General features: G+C 41.3%; 19 protein-coding genes and 2 pseudogenes. 4 read left to right on the top strand and 17 right to left on the bottom strand.

Features of this window, described 5'->3' with window-relative positions:
* Positions 1–5: 5 nt before the first annotated feature.
* The 3 genes from LY28_RS13590 to LY28_RS13580 form a co-directional block, all read right to left on the bottom strand.
* On the bottom strand, positions 6–2,090 hold the full coding sequence (locus tag LY28_RS13590) for a Mu transposase C-terminal domain-containing protein (RefSeq protein WP_207658100.1): 2,085 nt from the start codon (positions 2,088–2,090) through the stop codon (positions 6–8).
* 148 nt (positions 2,091–2,238) lie between these two features.
* On the bottom strand, positions 2,239–2,532 hold the full coding sequence (locus LY28_RS13585; protein ID WP_110462737.1) for a hypothetical protein: 294 nt from the start codon (positions 2,530–2,532) through the stop codon (positions 2,239–2,241).
* Between the two features lie 12 nt (positions 2,533–2,544).
* The gene (locus LY28_RS13580; RefSeq protein ID WP_110462736.1) at positions 2,545–2,757 is read right to left on the bottom strand and encodes a helix-turn-helix domain-containing protein; all 213 of its coding nucleotides are present in this window, start codon (positions 2,755–2,757) and stop codon (positions 2,545–2,547) included.
* An 86-nt stretch (positions 2,758–2,843) separates the two neighbouring features.
* On the opposite strand from LY28_RS13580, the gene LY28_RS13575 reads away from it, so the two are divergent.
* Positions 2,844–3,098 carry a hypothetical protein gene (locus LY28_RS13575; protein WP_110462735.1) on the top strand — a complete coding sequence of 85 codons (255 nt, stop codon included), beginning with the start codon at positions 2,844–2,846 and terminating at the stop codon, positions 3,096–3,098.
* Here the strand turns inward: LY28_RS13575 and LY28_RS13570 are convergent.
* Both LY28_RS13570 and LY28_RS13565 read right to left on the bottom strand, forming a co-directional pair.
* A complete protein-coding gene (locus LY28_RS13570; RefSeq protein WP_110462734.1) occupies positions 3,079–3,432 on the bottom strand; it encodes a hypothetical protein in 354 nt (117 codons plus the stop codon). The genes LY28_RS13575 and LY28_RS13570 overlap by 20 nt on opposite strands.
* Before the next feature lie 3 nt (positions 3,433–3,435).
* Positions 3,436–3,618 (bottom strand): DUF6906 family protein, encoded by a 183-nt coding sequence (locus LY28_RS13565; protein WP_110462733.1) that lies wholly within the window; start codon positions 3,616–3,618, stop codon positions 3,436–3,438.
* A 238-nt stretch (positions 3,619–3,856) separates the two neighbouring features.
* On the opposite strand from LY28_RS13565, the gene LY28_RS13560 reads away from it, so the two are divergent.
* A complete protein-coding gene (locus LY28_RS13560) occupies positions 3,857–4,303 on the top strand; it encodes a helix-turn-helix domain-containing protein (protein WP_110462732.1) in 447 nt (148 codons plus the stop codon).
* 665 nt (positions 4,304–4,968) lie between these two features.
* On the opposite strand, the gene LY28_RS13555 is transcribed toward LY28_RS13560, so the two are convergent.
* The 5 genes from LY28_RS13555 to LY28_RS13535 all read right to left on the bottom strand — a co-directional run bounded on the left by LY28_RS13555 (position 4,969) and on the right by LY28_RS13535 (position 9,131).
* A complete protein-coding gene (locus LY28_RS13555) occupies positions 4,969–5,178 on the bottom strand; it encodes a recombinase family protein (RefSeq protein WP_110462731.1) in 210 nt (69 codons plus the stop codon).
* Positions 5,175–6,779, bottom strand: coding sequence for a recombinase family protein (locus LY28_RS13550; protein ID WP_110462730.1), 1,605 nt, complete (start codon positions 6,777–6,779; stop codon positions 5,175–5,177). The genes LY28_RS13555 and LY28_RS13550 overlap by 4 nt, the downstream gene beginning before the upstream one ends.
* Before the next feature lie 81 nt (positions 6,780–6,860).
* On the bottom strand, positions 6,861–7,073 hold the full coding sequence (locus LY28_RS13545) for an SHOCT domain-containing protein (RefSeq protein WP_133250196.1): 213 nt from the start codon (positions 7,071–7,073) through the stop codon (positions 6,861–6,863).
* A 689-nt stretch (positions 7,074–7,762) separates the two neighbouring features.
* On the bottom strand, positions 7,763–8,212 hold the full coding sequence (locus LY28_RS13540; protein ID WP_110462728.1) for a sigma-70 family RNA polymerase sigma factor: 450 nt from the start codon (positions 8,210–8,212) through the stop codon (positions 7,763–7,765).
* A gap of 334 nt (positions 8,213–8,546) precedes the next feature.
* Entirely contained in the window at positions 8,547–9,131 is a 585-nt protein-coding gene (locus LY28_RS13535; protein WP_207658099.1) for a hypothetical protein, read from the bottom strand.
* Between the two features lie 180 nt (positions 9,132–9,311).
* Between LY28_RS13535 and LY28_RS13530 the strand changes: the two genes are divergently transcribed.
* Together LY28_RS13530 and LY28_RS13525 are read left to right on the top strand one after the other, a co-directional pair.
* Positions 9,312–9,716 carry a helix-turn-helix transcriptional regulator gene (locus LY28_RS13530; RefSeq protein ID WP_110462727.1) on the top strand — a complete coding sequence of 135 codons (405 nt, stop codon included), beginning with the start codon at positions 9,312–9,314 and terminating at the stop codon, positions 9,714–9,716.
* An 81-nt stretch (positions 9,717–9,797) separates the two neighbouring features.
* Complete coding sequence (locus LY28_RS13525; protein WP_207658098.1) at positions 9,798–10,319, top strand: ImmA/IrrE family metallo-endopeptidase; 522 nt, start codon at positions 9,798–9,800, stop codon at positions 10,317–10,319.
* Between the two features lie 300 nt (positions 10,320–10,619).
* Here LY28_RS13525 and LY28_RS13520 read toward each other — a convergent pair whose 3' ends face one another.
* The 7 genes and pseudogenes from LY28_RS13520 to LY28_RS19370 form a co-directional block, all read right to left on the bottom strand.
* A complete protein-coding gene (locus tag LY28_RS13520; protein WP_110462726.1) occupies positions 10,620–12,020 on the bottom strand; it encodes an McrC family protein in 1,401 nt (466 codons plus the stop codon).
* Entirely contained in the window at positions 12,013–14,469 is a 2,457-nt protein-coding gene (locus LY28_RS13515) for an MrcB family domain-containing protein (RefSeq protein ID WP_110462725.1), read from the bottom strand. The genes LY28_RS13520 and LY28_RS13515 overlap by 8 nt, the downstream gene beginning before the upstream one ends.
* A 15-nt stretch (positions 14,470–14,484) precedes the next feature.
* A complete protein-coding gene (locus tag LY28_RS13510; protein WP_110462724.1) occupies positions 14,485–15,549 on the bottom strand; it encodes a DNA cytosine methyltransferase in 1,065 nt (354 codons plus the stop codon).
* Positions 15,528–17,018 carry a DNA cytosine methyltransferase gene (locus tag LY28_RS13505; RefSeq protein ID WP_110462723.1) on the bottom strand — a complete coding sequence of 497 codons (1,491 nt, stop codon included), beginning with the start codon at positions 17,016–17,018 and terminating at the stop codon, positions 15,528–15,530. The genes LY28_RS13510 and LY28_RS13505 overlap by 22 nt, the downstream gene beginning before the upstream one ends.
* Positions 17,019–17,989: 971 nt before the next feature.
* Positions 17,990–18,247, bottom strand: coding sequence for a helix-turn-helix domain-containing protein (locus LY28_RS13500; RefSeq protein WP_110462722.1), 258 nt, complete (start codon positions 18,245–18,247; stop codon positions 17,990–17,992).
* Positions 18,248–18,260: 13 nt separating this feature from the next.
* Positions 18,261–18,782, bottom strand: a pseudogene (locus LY28_RS13495) (TraM recognition domain-containing protein); the annotation flags it as partial.
* Between the two features lie 140 nt (positions 18,783–18,922).
* Positions 18,923–19,128 (bottom strand): annotated as a pseudogene (locus tag LY28_RS19370) (group II intron reverse transcriptase/maturase); the annotation flags it as partial.

Raw genomic sequence — 19,128 nt, 5'->3', positions numbered from 1 at the left:
CTTTATTATCCTAAAGCTCTCAGCCGTTTAAGGGCTGTTTGAGCCTTTTTGTTTAGAAATTCATCATCAGATTCCTTATGCTGCTTTTGCTTCTTAGAAATACTTCCGGCCTTTACCTCTTCACGGAACTCCTTATCATTGGGAAGTTGAATGAGCTTGTCATTCCTCTTAGCCTTGACTGTGAGGTCTACACCGCCGACCACTGTGGGAGTGCCTTGTTCATCCTGTACCCTAAGCTCATGTGGCGTCTGATACCATTCAAGCTTTTCTTTGGTATCGCGGAGCTGCGTTTTCTGCTTTCTGATGTGCTCTTCGAGTGCTGCCTGTGGAACACGGGGCGCAATCTGAAGGAGCTCAGCTGAGATAGCCTCACATATTTTCTTTCCGTTCTTGTCAAAGACATAGAGCCTTGTGACATCGTCGATGTCCCACTTGATATTGACGTTCTGCCCGATGTAGTAACAGAGTTCATATGCTGTGTACAGTGTTCCGAACTTGTAAATCCCTTGATTGCGGACGAGGGAACTGTCTGCCTTTAGGAGGAGCATCGCTGCATATTCCCTCGGCGGTGACGCCTTATAGTAACGCTCAGCCTTTTCAAAGAGTTCAATCGGTGTAATATATTTCTCCCGGTCTTTTTTGAGGGAGCTGTGCTCGCGCTTGTGATAGACCTCGTTTTTCCACTTTGTCCAGCATTCGTAAAACTCTTCCATAGTCAGAAGCTCACCTCGTTCAAGCATCCCGGAAATGTCCTTCTTGCGCTTACCCGAAGTTTTCGACCCGGTCAGTGTTCCGACATAAGAGGCCATCCATTTTGTGAACATGGAGCAGACTGTTCCGAAGAGTCTCTCAATTTGTCCTTTACTCCACGGCTCATATGGTAGAGACCTTGACCACTCATCAATCCCAATAGAACGGTAGAAGCCTTTTGACTCGCTGTCAAACTCAAGCTCCTGCATCTGTCGCTCCTTGCGGCTCTGCCCGGTATTTGTCTTTGAGGTGTAATCTTTTCCGTTGTCAATATGCAGGTGTTTCGGTACGCCTCCCGGATGGGAGTACAGCATCTTGACTAGGCTTTCCTTTAGTATCTGAGAGTTAGCATCAACACAAAGCACATCGCCCATGATGCAGCGCGAACGAGTGTCAAGCCATGCGACAAGCTTCGGCCTTACTGCTTTTATTTTCCCGTTCGGATGCGTATACTGTACCCAGCAATCGAAGGTATGCTCGTCGCCCTGTACAAACTCCATTACCTGAAGTGCTGTCGTGTCACGCTTACCCTTGAGCATCCGGGCATTTTTAAACGCTCTCATGCCATTGGCTGCGAGATAGTGTGCGTTTCGTCCCTGAAGCTCGTCCATAAGATATTTTATGTACCGAGCCACAGTCTTAATGGAAGGATAATCTTCCCATCCTTTACGCTCAGCAACCTCCTCGAACTTCCAAAAAAGCATTTCAATCGTGCCGTCATTATTGGCAAACTCCTTGTCAAACCATATGTTCTCAATTAGAGCCCTCTGTTCGTCTGTCAAGCTAGGGAATGTGTTTGACTCCTTGGGTTTCCTGCATAATGCAAGCACCTTGAAGAAATCGAAGCATTCGCCTTCCTCATGTTCAAGCTTTGCGGCCCATGCACTCGCTTCGAGGTAGCTTTCAGCATATCGGTAAAGTGTCCGTTTGCTGATTTCAAGCCCTTCGGCAAATGTCTCTGCGTAGGCCGTGCGCTCACCTTCTCCATATTCGACGAACTCCTGAACACGTTTCGAGAGCTCGACCGCTTCGTAATATTCTCGCTTATGATTTTCAATGTACCAATTGAGGTCAATGTTTAAATACCACAGGGACTCCTGACTTTTCTGCTCCATTTTGGTACCTTCTACGTCTACCTTCTGCCTAGCCTTATATGCTTTCCTTGCTTTCGAGGAGAGGTAGGAAAGGGAAACCGTTACTCGGTCTTTGCCGCCATTCTCTCCCGGCTCTTTCGATATCTTAAATTCACCCGGGTTGCGCTGAATACGTTTTTTCATAGTTTCATATGATACACCCTCAAGCTTTGCCGCCTGTTCAAGTGTGATAAATGTTTCCGCCAAATCCTCTGTCCCTCCTCGCTTTACATTTTTGTGTGCACTTGATAGAATAGAGAGGATGAATGTTTTCATCAGCTATCGTGATAAGAGCGTTTCCTTTGAGAGTGGACGCTCTTTTCTTTATGCCTCCAAACACATTCCATCCCTCCGACTATTTGATATTAAGCTCCTTTAAAGATTGCTCAAGCTTTTTGATTTCAGCCTCTACATATTCCTTTATTGCATTAAAAGTCTCAATGCTTGCCTGTTTCATATTCATGTAGGCAAAGAAGTCCTCAATCTCTCTTTGGATTTCTGCCTGAAGCTGCTCCTCTTTGTCTTGGAACTCTCTGAGCTTTCGCTCAAATATGAACTTCTTATCTTCAGAATTAAGAGCATTCTTTCCTTTCCCCATGTCTGACCTTAGACTTTCAAGCTCTGCAATAAAACTACTGATGTTATTCAAATCAATTCCCCCTTATGCTGATTTTTTAAATTCCTCCGGGTCAATACCGAGTACTGAAATTATTTTTTCGAGATACTTTTCACCCGTTCTGTCTCCGTAAAGGATTAAATTCAAATACTTGTTACTTGTTCCTACCTCTTCGGCAAGTCGAACCTGTGTCATACCTTTTTCAACAAGCCGTTTTTTTACGGTTTTTCCGAACGGCGTAAGTTGTCTTTTTTGCATTAAATGTCCTCCTTCCTGTATTAGTTCCTTGCTCCCTGTGATATAATTGATGTGCTACCAACAATTACCGAAGGAAGGTGAAAATATTGACTAAACATGAAAAATACATCCAAGAGCTTTCTAAAACTAACTTTGTAACTGGACTTACGAGTTCAATTTTTGCTAATGAAATCGGAGCCCGTGCTCTCCTGAAAATTCTAATGGATAAAGGTATCATTACCCTTGAAGAATGGAATAATGCCATTCACTTTGTTACAGAGCGTTTTGTTGACCTTCACGTCCATGATTACGACGAACTTTCTGAGCCAGACTTTCTTGACTTTAATCCTCGTTCAAAGTAATAGTACAAATCCACTTATCTCTTTTGAATACGTCAATCTCTCCAACTTTGCTGGGGACAATTAATACCTTATCTCCGATATATGAAATCAGTTCCCCACTGTAAAACATTTTGCCCTTGTATAATATCCCTGTAGTTCGTACAAGGGCAATTTCGTTATTTAATTGAACTAGTTTAATAAGCTCCTCTACAATCTCACAATCCCTGATTGCTTCAGCAAACTTTTCCTCATAACCTTCCTTTGGTGTATCCATACCATAAGTCTTGGAATAGCACAAAAGATTATGTTCTGCCATTACCTTCTTTTCTGTAAGATATTGATGTATTGTTTTCATTTTTTACCTCCTTGAACTATTGTTTTTTCCAAGTGACGTTGGAATATTTCTTGTATTTCCTGTGTGTCTGTGTACTACTTCAAGACATTGAGTCGTTGCCTTCACAACTAGCCAATTTTTACAATTAAGACCAACATCCGTAAGCCTTATTTTTTGTGCCCTTGTCGGACACTTACCGTGTTTCAAGTCCTCACCTCCCAAAATATTTTTAGCACCATTTAGACAGGAGTGCTCATTTGTTGGATGTGCCTCAGCTTTTAGAAGTAGTCTTGAAAACTCTTCCAGAATAGTCTCGCAATCGAAGACAAGCTGTGATAATATATTTTTGATGTATTTATCTATCCAATTACTATTATCCGAAATTTTTCAGATTTTGTCAACCATTAAATCCGATATTTTTCAGATTTTTAGAAGGGAGGTTTAAATGATGGGGCTAATAGGATTCGGCGAACGCCTAAAAACAGCCATTAAAGACAGTAAATATTCACAAAAAGAAATATCCGAAAAACTTCGGATTAATCAAGATACAATTACAAACTATGTAAAAGAGAAGTCTTTTCCTAAAGCCGACTCGCTTTATGTTATTTGTAACCTGTTGGGCGTTCATGCTGATTGGTTGCTTTTTGGTGAGGGGACAGAAATGACGAGGGTGGGAGAGGTTAAGCCTATTGATGGAATTGAATTATTACAAATGGAAGAAAATCTAATACATGGTTTTAGAGAACTGAGTGACAGAGATAAAAAGGAGGTAGTCGCATTCGTTAAAATGAAGAAGGACTTGGACAAGAGGAACTCAGCACCGATGTCATCGACCTCCAACAATGGAGAGAACGTCACAGGAGAGGAAGCCGCTACGAGTGAAACAGCTTAATTTTTTTAATCCCTTTTGATAGATTTATCTATCTGCTTTTTGTCCCATTGAAAAGCATCCTCGACGAGCTTCCTCATTTTCGGGAAACCCTTGATTTTAAGCCAATGGGACACAATTTTTATAAAGATGGGGCTTTGTCCCTTTGGTCTTTGTGAAAATCAAAGCTGAATTTGACAATCTCGCACGCTGCCCGCACGGATGTATTATGAGAGGACATGTCTACGAACGCTTGATTTTTAAGGCTTTTTGTTTTTACTCGTTATCTAAAGAAGAGTTTCGCACATTTCGTTAGCACGCCGACTCTCTCGACTTCTGAATTCTGCAATGCTATAATACATACATGAGCCGCAATGACGTCCTTTATCCTCTCTGCTGCTGAGGCTTCCGGGACTATCTGAGCGGCTCTTCTTATTTTATGAATGGTTGTATTTCCTTGATTTTATGCGGTTTTTCGGTTGTCTTCATCGGTTGACTGTCGTCATTTTATCCTCTTGCTTGCACGGTCTCTCTTCCTCCTGAATACATAAAAAAAGACGACACCGATTTCCTCAATGCCGTTCTCATTATATTTGTCCGTGTTTCCTTCCGTATCTCTCACAAACTCGCATAAATACTGGGTTTTCTTATGGTCTCCCGTCGTATCTCGGGTTATCCCGTTGTGTCAATTATCCTGTCTGAGTACATCCATGATTCCAGTTTGGCTTTTTGTTGGAATTCATGACCTCCATGGCAGTAAGTTCTTTTGCAATGGCTGTCATGGATTTTCCGTTTATGTAATCTTTAAATATTCTTTTTACGGTTTTCGCCTGTTCTTCTTGTACCTCTATTTTGCCATTAACCAATTTATAGCCAATTGGCATATGCCTCTGAATCATGCTTTGCCACCGCCCTTATTCGCATACTCGGTTATTTCCAGATTGTTAATCAGCCGGAAGGTTATTTCTCCGTTGCTTCCAATGAGTACCTTGTTTACTGTATGTAAAAATAGATTTTCATCATATGCTTCCGTTATTTCAGGATTGTATTTTATAATCTCCAGAAGCCGTTCGGTTCCTGCTATTTCTGTTTCAAATCCGTTGTTATCAAAAAGACTGTTCCGCTTTTTCTTTATTTCTTCAATTTCAATATTTAGCGCATTTTGCTTCTGTATAAATAGAGCAGAGTCCATGTATCCCTTCTGCACTACTCGGCTTAGGATATGGCTCTGCTCCGTTAATTCCATGATTCTGTTGTTTAGGTTTTCGATTTCTTCCTCCTGCTCCTTGCTTACTCTCATGTTTTTTAGGGGGTCGAGCATGGGATTCAGTATGAAGGTGCGGTTGCTTGCGAGCTTATTCCACATTGTAATGTATGCAGTTTTTATTGCATCTTCTCTGATGGGTTTTGTCCTGCACATTCTGCTGTTTTCAATGTGATTTTTGCAGCTCCACTGTATTTTTTCGTATGGCTTTCCGATGTAAATTTTCTGTCTGCGGAAGTTTCCTCCGCATTCCCTGCACATTATCTTACTGCTGAATTCATAGCGGTTTTGGTATTTACCGCTGTCATCCATATTCATTTGCTTTCTTCTATATTCGAGAATTCCCCTCACCATTTCGCCCTGTTCCCTTGTGATTATCGGCTCATGGTTGTCTTTAATAAAAAACTGAGGCATCTCTCCACGATTTCTTTTCTTCGTGAAAGGGAGTACCTCAGTGGTGTAGGTTTTTTGTAGTATTAAGTCACCCTCATATATTGGATTCTGTAGGATTTCTTTCACAACGCAGTCATTCCATTTTTCAGCTGTCCTTACAGGAGGTATATTGTCTTTTGTCAAATCCCTTGATATTACAAATGAGCCTTTTCCGTTCAGATATTCACTGTAAATCCTTCGGACAACCTTCGCCTCATCTTCCTTGATGGTTATTTCGCCATTATCATTCTTTGTATAGCCATAAGCCACGCATGAAATATTGTAGCTTCCATCCCTGAATCTTTTTTGTATTCCCCACCGATTATTGGTGGAAATTATTTCCGATTCACCTTGTGCTAGGGAGCTTAGGATTGTAAGCATCTGTTCGCTCTGTTCTGATATGGTACTGATGTTTTCTTTCTCAAAATATACGGTGATGCCGAGAGATTTCAATTTTCTTATGGCTTCGATGCTGTCAATGGTATTCCTTGCGAATCGGGTAACGGATTTTGTAATGATGATGTCGATATTTCCGTTTTCGCATTCCTTCATCATTCTCAGGAACTCTTCTCGTTTCCCGACCTGTGTTCCGCTTTTTGCTTCATCCGCAAAAATACCGGCAAATTCCCAGTCTTTCCGTTTTTCTATATATGCCTTGTAATATTCTACTTGGGCAACATAGGAAGTGTGCTGTTTGGCGGAATCGGTACTGACTCTGCAATAGGCACATACTCGTTTCTTCGGTCTTAATTGCTGTATCACTTTCTGCCTTACAGGTTCTATTTTCATTACCTTTTTTGCCATATGTTTTTCTCTCCTTTCCAGGAATGATTTTCCTTGTCAGCAACACACAATACTCCAAACCATTCCTGAAAGCAAGTGTTTTTACACATATACTTTTGCAAGCTGCGGAGAAAATGATTGGCGGTTCAAAGCATCTATTTTTTCGTATTCATCTTCTGTCACAATCCCTCTTCGGAGTAATATCTGCAGCATCTTCCGAGCCATCTTGTAGTGCACTTCCTGTCTGGATTGCTCCTTTGACATTTCATGCTCACTTTCCGCTTCAGCTCCAATTTTATATATATCAAATTTCATTTGCATGCTCCTCTCCGTATCATCTTTAATATACTTAATATCACAAAAATAGGGATTACTGCCCTCCTGCAGTCGCAAGAGCGAAAAGCAGAGAGAAAGCATAGCCAGTTACTGTCTGCTAAAAGCCGGCAATAATTATCTTTTTGTAATCCCTATGGCTTCTGACATTAAGTCAGTTTTCTTTAATTCATAAGCACTGTATTAGACACAACTTCCCCAGTGCTAGCCTTTTTCAAGACATTGGGCGATTTCACAAACTGAGGACAGTTAACCTCATCATAGGATTCTCACCTCCTCCGGGATCTCCGCAGGCTGCCCCCATTTCGATGTTTGTGGCTGGGCAGAAGTATCATTATATGCTGATAAGGTCATCGCAAAACAGCCTAACTGTTAGAAACAAAAGTTTCATCTGCTGTTTTCAGGCCGGATGGATCCGCTCGCACCTTATTGTTGGCCTCATTTATAAAGTCAGAAATAAATTTTCTCTAAGAGAAAAATCCATTTGCATGGATTGTATTTTGACTTTACAGGTGGTCCTGGCGCATCTGCCTTTGTCGCTTGTCCTTTTCAGGCTCATCAGCTAATGTATCTATGAAATCGGAAATAAAATTATCAAAGATCAATTGAGAAGATAAAAACCCCCTCACTTATTTCCACGATAAGTAAGGAGGCTGCACACCCTAATATTTTTATTTTTCTAAAAATTTTTCTAACTTTTTTAATATGCGTATCTTTCTTTTATGTACGGCGTTGTGATAAACACCTTTGCTTTGCGCATATTCTCGTTCTGTTTTTCCATCATAAAACAGAGCAACAATCAGCTCATATTCATCGACCGTAAGCCATTTCAGACCTGCAAGAAGTTTTTCAAGCATAATAGCTGTTATTGCTGCTTCCTCCACATTGGTGTTTTCATCCCCGAACTGGACATCCTCATCTTCCATCCGTTCCAATGAATCTTCCCTTCCCGGTATAAAAAAGACTTTCTGTTTTTCCTCATTTACTGCAAACCGCTCTACTTTGAGATCATATTCCTGATACTGCATCTTTCTTTCGCTCTGCCTTAAAACGGTTATTACTTCTTCACTTGCCGCTGGATACATCTTTCTATAATTTGGTACTTTTCTTTTCGCTGCCATATGGCATTTCCTCCGTTTCTGATTTTTTTAATGGGTTTGTTTCAAAATCAGAAATGGAGGAGAGCGGCACTTGATCTGTAAAGCGTGTGTTGGCTTTTTCATTCTTCCTCCTGAAAATGGGCAGAAAAAAAGCCGGGAATAACATTTCTGTTACTCCCGGCTTTTCCGCCGTTACTTAAAAAAGGACATAAAAATAGCCCTAACACCTAAAATGCTAGGGCATATTTCTTTATATAATTTTATTTTACAGCTGTCCCATAATACTGATTATATAGTATTGTAAGTTGAAAGTCCGTACACGCTTACTCCGTATTTAGTTCAAAATATGTTCGCATTATATCCGCGCATGATTCAATTCTTCTTCAAAAAAGTATGTATATTCATTTTCATTTCCAGTACTTTCTACGAAAACAGCTTTATATTTTGGAAGTGCATACCCCCATAACGCTATGCCAAATAGCTTAATGGCTTCTTTCTTTCTCATATAAAAGCTTGTTCTCTCCATCGAAAGACATTCCAGCAGCTCCTGCTCATTCATCGCCACTGAATTTACGTAACTCTTGGATAATATCTCATGATAAAGTTTTCCATTGGTGTGATACTCATATATCTTTAGCAGCGCTGTATCAATCAATTCTATTATCCAAGATGTTTCAAAGATGCATGAAATCCTGTTTATAAATGTTTCCTTCTGCTCCGTCGGCGCAAAATCCTCCAAATAAGTCAATGCCACATTTAAGTTCTGGCTGCAGTATGATTCGCATACCTCTCTTACAAAGTTGACCTCTTGCACTGTTTTCCAGACCACATCCCTGTAAATATCAAGAAGCAATTTTGCCTTGTGGTAAACCTGTTCTTCATCAAGATTCATTCCATCGTACATAAGCGATATACTTTTCATCGTTTTTGTTGTTCTCATAATATTCCTCCATTTATTGTATTCGGGTTATATTAAGGCTGCCACACCGCAGTTTTTCATTGACAAAATATGAAGTTTAACGTAAAATAAATATGCAGTTATTCTTCATATTTGTAATTATATGTGAAGAACATATGTTTGTCAATAAATTTAAAATGCTATGTTCACGAGGAGGCTACCATGAAATTCGGTGAAAAACTCAAAGACTTGAGAAAAGAAAAAGGATTAAATCAGACAGCACTAGCAAAGGAGATAGGGGTATCACTACGCACTGTTATAAGCTATGAGGCTGGGAAAAGCTATCCCAAAAAAAGAGAAATTTACACGAGGTTAGCAGAATATTTTGATTTAGATATTAACTATTTCCTTACAGAAGACGAAGAATTCATTGTAAATGCAGAAGAAAAGTATGGCAACCGTGCTGCAAAGCAAGCAGCCGAATTGGTTACCGAAATTGGCGGTTTATTTGCAGGCGGAGAATTGTCAGAAGCTGATAAAGATGCCGTTATGCGTTCTCTTCAGCAGGCTTATTGGGATGCAAAAGAGGATAATATAAAATATACTCCCAAGAAGTATAGAAAATAGCTGTATCCCGTTTGGGCTATTGATTTTTGTATTTATTTATGTTTACCGGGGATCTTAGTTCCTCTGCAGGGAGGTGTTAGTTTGATTAACTCTTTTGAAATATATAAAAAGGCAACGCAGCTTGTACAAAAATCCGGTACAACTAACGCTCTTAAGATAGCAGATGAGCTTGGAATCAAGCTTTATTATGAAAACTATGAAAATCTACTCGGCATGTACACCTGCAGGTGGAAACACCGTTTCATATTTCTGAATAATAACTTGGACGGCAGCATGCTTCAGATAGTTCTTGCCCATGAGCTTGGTCACGATATTTTCCACCGGGATCTGGCAAGCAACGGCTTAAAAGAATTTGCCCTATTTGACATCAGGAGCATCACTGAGTATGAGGCTAACGCCTTTGCTGCGCATGTTCTTCTAAAAAACGAGGATGTGCTTTCTTTAGCAAGAGCTGGCTATGACGTTGCCCAGATTGCAAGCAGTCTAAATTCCCATATAAACCTTCTGTTAATAAAAATGCAGGAAATGAATAGGATGGGGTTTGATTTTAATATGCCGTATAGGGCGGAAGGGGATTTTTTTAAGAATGTGACAGTAAAGTAATCGCCTGCTCTGCAGAAATAATTTTGTAGAACAGGCGGTTATGTGTATTACTTTAGACGTGTATGGAGTTGTCAATATTTCCAGATTATTTTGCAAAAAAGGTTGGCTATTCAGATGGACAGATTGAACTTAAAAGAATGTTTGAAGATTTAGGACTAGTGAATAAAGGCCCTCTTAATAGGACAGATACCCCCAAGCAAACGAATTCTATGTCCGAACCAGAAGAGCACACCTTGTCCATTATTTCGAATAGTTTGCCTTTTGAAAACACATCAGACATATATGTAACCTTGCAATTTATTACTGACTTAAGTAATCTTTATTGTGCCGAACTATCTTACCAAGAATATCATATAACAGCTTCTTTGTTTTTTCTACATCGTCGCCAAAGGCAAACGGTACCTGTAAAATCTGAAGAGGAATTTTTACTGCCGCGTCACCCCTGCCATCAATAATATTGAAAACAACCTCAGTCTTATCGGGCATTGTGTTACGGTAAAGCGGGTAAAGCAGATACATCCGCTTAGCTCCTCTACGGTTTGCGTAGACTGCCATCTGTTTCATATCTGCATCCGTAATTCCTAACCGGCCACTGTCCTCCTTAATTTTATCAAGACGATCAATTTCTTTATACTTTGTATCTAGAACAATAATAACATCATCGGCCTGGATAACGATATCCTCTTTCAACTGGAAGCGGTTCCCGACAACTTCACCGTCTACCACAAGTTCAGTCAAGAATAGGTCTCTTGTTTGCGTGGATAGCTTCACCCGATCGCTGAAGGCTTTGCGCATGAATCCGCTAATAAAACCTTCGAAGAGTAGCTCCGCCGGGAATAGAAAGCAAAAAGTTTCCGACACACCCATACTTTGAGACGACACTTTATTCAACAGAAACATCTTACTCATACTGAGAATAATACTGTAATTTGCCTGTAGTGCATTAAGATGGACTGCATCGCAATCATATGGCATACAGTTAACATCTGCCACATCACCTAACTTCATCAGAATATTGTGGATGATTCGACGATTGTTAATCTGAGTGGTTATTCCATCCAGCATCCTACAGGTACACTTTATAATCCTATTGAGCAGATTATCAAAAACAAAATTGGAATAGGTATATTGGAGCTTGTTCCACTGACCAGCAGGATATCTCCTTATAGCATAGTCATTAAAGCTGATTTTGCCCTTGGGCATACTACCAATTTCTTCAACTTCCTCGTACCGAAAAAAAAGCTGGCGATTTACTGCCGCCTTAACGTAATGGACATAAACCGTGATAAGCAGCTCCAGGAAAGTTTCTGTATTATCCATTTCTCCCTTCATGGTTACAAAGGGAAAGTGGAACTTGTCACAATAACCCAGCCACATGATTAGGTCATAAATCAGGTCCTGAATAACGAGCTCGCTGGCATTATAATCAGCCTCATCCTCTTTATAGATTTTGGGGAAGATGTTTAGCTGCTCACCACGGAAGGTAATGGTTCCGATGTAGTTCTGAGTTTTGAAGCCATCCCTCCGATCAAAATCAATAAACTGTTGGCGGCTACTGACCTTCTTATCAGAATAAAATATGCCGCGCTGTTCCCAGTTGCTCTGCAGAAACTTTTCTAGTTCCTCCAACGCACCGTCTTCGCACCAGACACTCGGTAGTTTTGAGGTTTTAACTTTCTGAAATTCAAAAGTATTAATCATGAGAAACCTTCTTCCGTATGCACACTCTTCCTAGTGGCTTCGGCTCAAGTTCGTATTCGGTGTTCTTCAAACAATCCAGTGTTTTTTTGACCTTTGCCTCGTCATCATAGAAGTATTCGTACAACAGAGGGATAACACGGTTATTCATGATTTCAATAAGATTCTCTGTTGTCTTATTGATAAAATAGGCGTGGCCAATCAGCAGGTCTGTATTACGAAGCTCCTTTTTCAGGTATTCATTCAATTCGTGCATAACCTGTTTTAAGGTGCCATCGCCGATAAGGTCTTCCTTTGGCGGAATCTCAATGAAAGAAAATCTACGTCTGAGAGCGGTATCGATAAGAGAAATAGACTTGTCAGCCGAGTTCATCGTTCCAATGATGTACAGGTTGTTCGGAACCACAAAAGCTTCACCCATAGGCAATATTGCCGACAACTGGTTCAACTCGCCCCAGCGTTTATCCTCTTCAATAAGCGTGATTAGTTCACCAAATACCTTCGAAATATTGGCGCGGTTGATCTCATCGATGACAATAACATAGTTGTTATGGGGATCGTCCAGAGCCTTATCGGCAACTTTCTTGAAAACGCCATCAACCTGCTCAAAAGAAACCGTGCCGGCCATTGGTTTAGGTCTGATGCCTTGAATAAAATCTTCGTATCCATAGCTTTGATGGAACGTTGTAAATGTAATAAATCCACGGTCAACGAGGTCGTTATACTTTGCCATAAGAGCCTTACGCTCTGCCTCAGAGGTCTGCACATCAGAAACTAGACGTTTTTCAACAATAGCTACAGCGTACTCAGCGGTGGAGTATGTTTTGCCTGTACCGGGCGCACCAAATAAGATCTGGTTAAACGGCCATGGCTGTACTCCGCGCGGTTCGTGCGGAGTAAATACTTTTTTAGCAGACTCAGCCTCTTCACTCATGGTTGGTTCCTCTTTCTTCTCTTCTTCAACTTTCATGGAGCTTCCAATATAATAGTTCAGCCAGTCTTCCTCGTCTTTTGCCTCATAATAGGTTGGAGGGTTTTCCAGGATCGTTTCAATAAATGGAATGGATCCTTTTCTCAAGTTTCTAAAACCCTTTGAATCTATGTTCTGTTCAATAATGAGTCCGCCCCAACCGACAAACGAAAACCATGGAGCGATACGCGCAGGTACCTGTTCTGTGTGCACGCTCTCTCCCAGTGCGTTATCAAGCACGCTGGATGAAATTCCAGTGTAGTTACCATACTGATCGCGCGCCGTCTTGATGGTTTCAATAGCCTCATCAAGATCCGTCATCCTCATGACACGAAGGATAACTCTATTCATTTCCTCATAATGCAGTTTTCTGTCAAGCATCATCATTGCCTTCCAGATCACGATGCTAGGAAGAACATCACAGTTTTCAGGAAGGTTATAGTCTTCTACGGGGTTTCGCAGTTGATACCTGGAGAGGATATGAATAGCTGTTATACGCAGCTTATTCAGAACTGTTTCCTTTTGAGCATCCAGGTCGGATTCGAGCGCAGCAATCTGATGACCCAAGCGAGAAAGATAGATTTTATCTTCTTCTCTGTAAATCAGGCCAAACTTCTCATACATCTTACGATAGGTACGAAGTCTTGAGCCTGACGCGTCAAGTCCGCTTGCCTTGTTCTGGCCATCATAATCAGTCCAGCCGACACCGTTCATTGCACAAAAAGCTTTCAGATGCTCACGAAGTGAGACATCAAATTGCAATGCCACATTTGGAAACTCTGTGGTATCGCGTGCACCAGAAGGCCAATGTTCGTCGACATATGTAGTCACATTACCACCCCTCACATAGACATCATAATATTTTTTATACAGATCCACGAAATCCAAAAGGTCGTGTTTTAATCCCTCGTCATCCAAGAGGTTATCGAGGGTATACTTGGTGTAGCAAATGCATGCCGCGTCATAAATTTCAGAACCGGTTTGTATGGCCCCGTCAGCCAAGAAGCGGGACACACCTATATCATTGCGAATTTGCTCACAGCGGGCCTTGAGTTTTTCATAAGTACGGACATCGGTAGATCTCGCGATGCTAATAAACCCAGACCCGGAAGACTCGGTATCGCCCATAGCAGCTTCTGTGGCAGCTAATCCAAAAGAAAGATACAGTTCTTTGGTATCCTTGTTCACCAGATAGACGATATACGCACCCTTCTGCGCGGAAGTTGTAATTCGCTTATCATAAACAGCAATCCAGGGTGTGGCTGACCAGCGGCCCGCACCATGTCGTCCCTTTACAATATAGGTATTGCTATCAAGCTCGGGAATTGCAGCAAGTTTGGCGGGAATATCCTGACGTATGAGAGCGCCAAACGGATTTTTAAACTCCTGCTTACTCGTAACTTCGTTGTATATTTCGCCGTACTCGGACACGACTTTGTAGAGCAAGTCGTGCAGTGAACTATTGCCAGATGAGTTTTGCATACCTTTACACCTCCGTCATAAACCCTTTTGCTTTTTATAATCATCCTCTTTTTGCAGGCAAGCCTTGACCTGCTCTGCTACTTTTTTGGCCAATACTGGCGGTACAGCGTTGCCGATTTGTTTGGCAACTTCGACTTTATTCCCCTGGAACTCAAAATCGTCCGGGAAAGTCTGCAGGCGAGCACCTTCACGCAGCGTGATGGTTCTGTCCAGTACTGGATGGCCAAAGCGGCCACGGGAAAAGCTATCAAATCGTGCTGTTATGGTCGGACTTGGCTTATCCCACGCCATCCGGCCATAGGTGTCCAGATGACGGTGTCCCGTATTCTTCTTATGACATTCCAGCTGGAGCTCATTCGGTAAGGAGTCACGGCCTTCACCTTCTTTAATGGCCTGTATCCTCTTTAGGTTAACGGCAGACAGCTTATCCGATTTATGATTCGGAATATCGTTCTCATTTTTATCAATCAAATCGAAAATCGTATCACGGACCGTCTTTTCAGGCTCGCCAGTCGGTTTCGGGAACTCAAACATCTGTGTTTCGCCGTCCATGCGCTCGCCAATGATAAATACGCGCTTTCTTCTCTGGGGAACACCAAAGTCAGAAGCAGTTAGCTTCTGTCTCTGAATGCTATAACCGGCTTCACCAAGCTTTTCTGTCAGCTGTGCCAGGTAAGGAATACCTCTCGGAGACAGTAAGCCTCCGACATTTTCCATTACGAAGAAGCGAGGTTTGATGTCTATTATCATTCTGATATATTCGAGAACCAGGTTATTACGAGGGTCATTATCACCGCCGCGCCTTTGTACGCTAAAGCCCTGGCAGGGTGGCCCACCGATTACAACATCAATTTCGCCAAGCTTATGCCCGAGATCCTCCTCGATGCTCTTCTTGCTCACGTTATAGATGTCGCGTATAAATGCTTGACCGTGGTGGTGTTGAGGATTGTGCTTATATGTATTAATAGAAGTCTCATCTAAATCAAAGGCGTACAGGACTTTAAATCCTGCCTTCTCAAAACCGAGAGAAAGTCCGCCAGCACCACAGAAACAATCAATTATTTTGTATTCCTTTTCCATTGTTTATCCTTACTTTCCGCGCCCTGATTTTTTACGTGGGCTATCATTCCGCTATAGGAACTAAAATACGGTTCATCTATCGTTTCCACTGTTTCTCCATGATTCTGACCTGCCAGCATCGTAAGCACATGTGCAGCGATACGCGTGGAGAAAATTGGGGATACTGCATTTCCTATCTGTTTATACTTATCATCAAACGGGCCCTCAAAATAAAAATCAACTGGGAAACCCTGTAAAATTCCCGTTTCTCTTACAGACAGACCTCGATCCTGCTCTGGATGTATAAATCTACCACAAGAAGGTGTTCTGCACCTTGCTGTAATGGTAACTGCTGTTTTATCCCAAGCAAGTCTTCCATACACATCAGAAAAGCCCGCAACCTTATCCAGACACTGCGGCCCTACGCCGCGTGGTCTGTTACCACCATCTTTTGGCACCTGCTTTAAGATATCGATCGTTTCCTTACGGTGCTTCGATGTTATGTGCATCGAATCGTCAGGATCTATACCCCCTGCAGCGAGAGGCGGAAGGTTACCAATTGCATCGCGTACGGTTCTGTATTGTTCTGGTTTAAAGACTGGTTCAGGGAGAGTCGGAATAAAGTTCCTGGATGCTAATAGAACCGTACGAAATCTTGCCTGCGGTGTGCCGAAATCTGCCATATTTAAGATCTTCACTGCGATATTATAACCTGCTGCTTCCACTGTGTTTTTAAACGCCTGATAGTGATGCCAGTGCTTCTTGGCCAGCAGGTCGGGAACATTCTCCATAATGATCAGCTTCGGTTGCATAGCCACGGCGATTTCTGCGAACCGGCCTACCAGAGTATTTCGGGTATCAGGACCTCGATGATCCTTCTTTCGGTGCGCAGAAAACCCTTGACATGGAGCACAACCGATTAGGATCAGTTCATTATTTTCATTCAGGTCGAGCGACTGCTTAATCACATTGACGTCTTCTTCAGCCAGGTTTAAATTTGTAGGCTTGTGGCCATAATTCCTTTCATAGGTGTCTATGGCGTGCTTATCAATATCGATAGCACCTGCCCAGCGCAGTCTGCCAGTTAAAGCTGCCATTTTATGGAAGCCGTAAGACATACCACCACAGCCACAGAATAAGTCCACGAAGTCGTATGTTTCGTTTGGAATTAATTTTGCAATTTTCGCATAGTTTATCTGTTCCAGGACATCTTCTGGTGAAAATCCTGGCTTATCATTTGTGGTACTCATATGTGAACCCAGCCTTTCATTCTTTATTTCATTGTAGTCTTCTTCTGAAGAAGCTGGCGTTTTTAAATACTTGCCACTTTTAACACGGGCATCGGAAGGCTTCTCGGTGGTGGTGGGGATTGCCCACTGCCTACCGAACTTTTTTGCATTTGCTAAACGGCCTTCAACGCAGAGCTTTTGAACACGACGTTCTGAAATGTCCCATTCTTCAGCTGCCTCTTGGATTGTCATATATTCCATCTTGCACCTCGCAATACCGTGAACACTATGATCAGGATATATTATATACCGCTAGCCGAATAACGTCAACAGTTTCAGGCAAATCAAGGCCACACTCTGAAAAGATTATGAGCGATCATTTCGTAATACTAAAAGTCCATGTGCTGATGTTGAATAAGACAACATTTTACCTAATTCACTTGCAGATTTATCGTTATTTTTTTAAATTAACTCTTTTTGCTCATCAGCAATATAGTTTTTTTGATTATTATCTTAATATCATATTTTTTACATAGATAGCCTACGGGTAGTTTGGCTCTTACCAATAATTTCTGCTAGTTGTTTTTGAGTTAAATGTGTATCCCTTTAAATAAACTTAACGTCTGTTATTCTTTTAACTACAACGTTATTTCTTTTACAGTATTTATGTATTGTAGTTTGAACACCCCAGTGCTTTATTCCCTTACATTCACAACACAACAATGAATTTCCAAAGAAACGCAACCCTATATTTATCCACAAAAACCACTGAAATCAGTGGCTTTGCATTGTATCAAAACTTTGGTTCTTATTTGGAGGTGGAGTCGAACTGAACTAATTTATCTTTTTTGGGGTATCAGGCAGTTTGAGGAGTACATGTAAAACATTTATTTTCAAGAGATTCTAGACATTATCATGATATTGCGTTTTGGTTAATACCCAATAATTTCGTTGCGTTTCCAACTTAATTTGGGTTTTCACGCCTCCTACCAAAACATTTTCTCGTTTTCACACAGACTGATAGGTTTGATGCAGTTGCGTTATACAAATTTTAAAATATTTTCTTCAACGAATATTTAGTAACACAAATGCTTATTCTTTCTCTGCTATTAAATAAATTTCTAAAGTGTTCCCTTCCTGTCCGTCCACCATGAACTCCACCCCAGTCCAAGAAAAAGGCAAAGCCTCCCCTTGGCGGTCAAACATGCCTTTTCACAAACCGAAATAGGCATTTATTCTTTCAAAAAATATCTGTTCGAGGAATTACCGCCATTCTCCCTATAGCGTTTTTCCTTGCATATCAAACCGTGCTGTGTTAAATCAGCTATAGCTCTTTTTACAGTACTGACTGACATTGATGTGTCTCTGGCAATGGTTTTTATGGCTGGCCAACATTCACCTTCTGCATTGCTCCTGTCTTTCAGATACATGTATAAAGTTTTTGCACGGGAGGGCAGCTCCTCCCGATATAAATTGCCAAAAAAGCTCAAATCTGCATTCCTCCTATGTCCTGATTATTGCTTTACGCTTTGAGTTGGTTTCTTCAGGCTGTTCCATTTCAGGAGAATGGATTGTACCACCTTGCTTGTTTTCACCGACATTGTCCTCTGGCTCATCTTCTTCAATTTCCAGTGCCATTGTCTGCCTAATAATGTTTTCTTCCAGCTCTTCCTTGTCGGCATAGTAAACCTTACGATGGGATTTTTCTTCTGTTTCATATGCTTTTTCAAAAGTAATACCCCAGTCGAGGAATAGTCTCAACTTTGTTTTCATTGGATGTACGCCTGTTTTCATTACTACAAAATTGCCCTTTGGCAGTGACTTGAGTTCATCTGCTGTAAACAGCGGTCTTTCTATCATTTGCAGGCTTTGTGACGGATCATTTTTCCCTCTGCTTATGCTTCCGCTTAGGACAGTTCTGCTCCCAAGTGCTTTGGATAGAGTTTGTGCAGTCTCTGAGTTCGGTGCAAATCCACCGAAGATCGTCAGCTGACAGTTATCGGTTATTATTTCACTGCCTTCTTTTCATAGTGATAGGTAAGTCTTTGATATCATCTCTAACTTTTCCCCCACTCCACACCGTGCGTGCGAATTTCCCCGCACACGGCGTTCTATCAAAACTAAATTTTGCAACTTAAACTATATCTGAAACTAAACACGTTATTTTAAATACTTGCCAACTCAAGCATTTTTCTTAGGCGGTTAATTTTAGTCATCTGCTTTTTGTCCGGTTTAATGATATCCAGATAAAACTGGATTGTTTCCGGCTTTTTTGCATGAAGCAACTGGTGAACATTCATTGTTACAAGCACCAAATTGCTATAACTATCATCTTTGCATTTATGGTACGGCGTTTTGTGATGGCAGTGCA

The sequence above is a fragment of the Ruminiclostridium sufflavum DSM 19573 genome (assembly GCF_003208175.1).
Lineage (GTDB): Bacteria > Bacillota > Clostridia > Acetivibrionales > DSM-1351 > Ruminiclostridium > Ruminiclostridium sufflavum.
The sequence above is the reverse complement of the archived record's forward strand: the minus strand, read 5'-3'. Positions and strand labels throughout refer to the sequence as shown.

Bases quoted from the DNA above. Each gene is read 5' to 3' on its own strand.
- LY28_RS13505 (WP_110462723.1), bottom strand. From the start codon at position 17,018: ATGGAATATATGACAATCCAAGAGGCAGCTGAAGAATGGGACATTTCA.
- LY28_RS13510 (WP_110462724.1), bottom strand. From the start codon at position 15,549: ATGGAAAAGGAATACAAAATAATTGATTGTTTCTGTGGTGCTGGCGGA.
- LY28_RS13535 (WP_207658099.1), bottom strand. From the start codon at position 9,131: ATGAGAACAACAAAAACGATGAAAAGTATATCGCTTATGTACGATGGA.
- LY28_RS13570 (WP_110462734.1), bottom strand. From the start codon at position 3,432: ATGAAAACAATACATCAATATCTTACAGAAAAGAAGGTAATGGCAGAA.
- LY28_RS13530 (WP_110462727.1), top strand. From the start codon at position 9,312: ATGAAATTCGGTGAAAAACTCAAAGACTTGAGAAAAGAAAAAGGATTA.
- LY28_RS13555 (WP_110462731.1), bottom strand. From the start codon at position 5,178: ATGATTCAGAGGCATATGCCAATTGGCTATAAATTGGTTAATGGCAAA.
- LY28_RS13515 (WP_110462725.1), bottom strand. From the start codon at position 14,469: ATGCAAAACTCATCTGGCAATAGTTCACTGCACGACTTGCTCTACAAA.
- LY28_RS13540 (WP_110462728.1), bottom strand. From the start codon at position 8,212: ATGGCAGCGAAAAGAAAAGTACCAAATTATAGAAAGATGTATCCAGCG.
- LY28_RS13520 (WP_110462726.1), bottom strand. From the start codon at position 12,020: ATGATTAATACTTTTGAATTTCAGAAAGTTAAAACCTCAAAACTACCG.
- LY28_RS13545 (WP_133250196.1), bottom strand. From the start codon at position 7,073: ATGAAATTTGATATATATAAAATTGGAGCTGAAGCGGAAAGTGAGCAT.
- LY28_RS13560 (WP_110462732.1), top strand. From the start codon at position 3,857: ATGATGGGGCTAATAGGATTCGGCGAACGCCTAAAAACAGCCATTAAA.
- LY28_RS13550 (WP_110462730.1), bottom strand. From the start codon at position 6,779: ATGGCAAAAAAGGTAATGAAAATAGAACCTGTAAGGCAGAAAGTGATA.
- LY28_RS13580 (WP_110462736.1), bottom strand. From the start codon at position 2,757: ATGCAAAAAAGACAACTTACGCCGTTCGGAAAAACCGTAAAAAAACGG.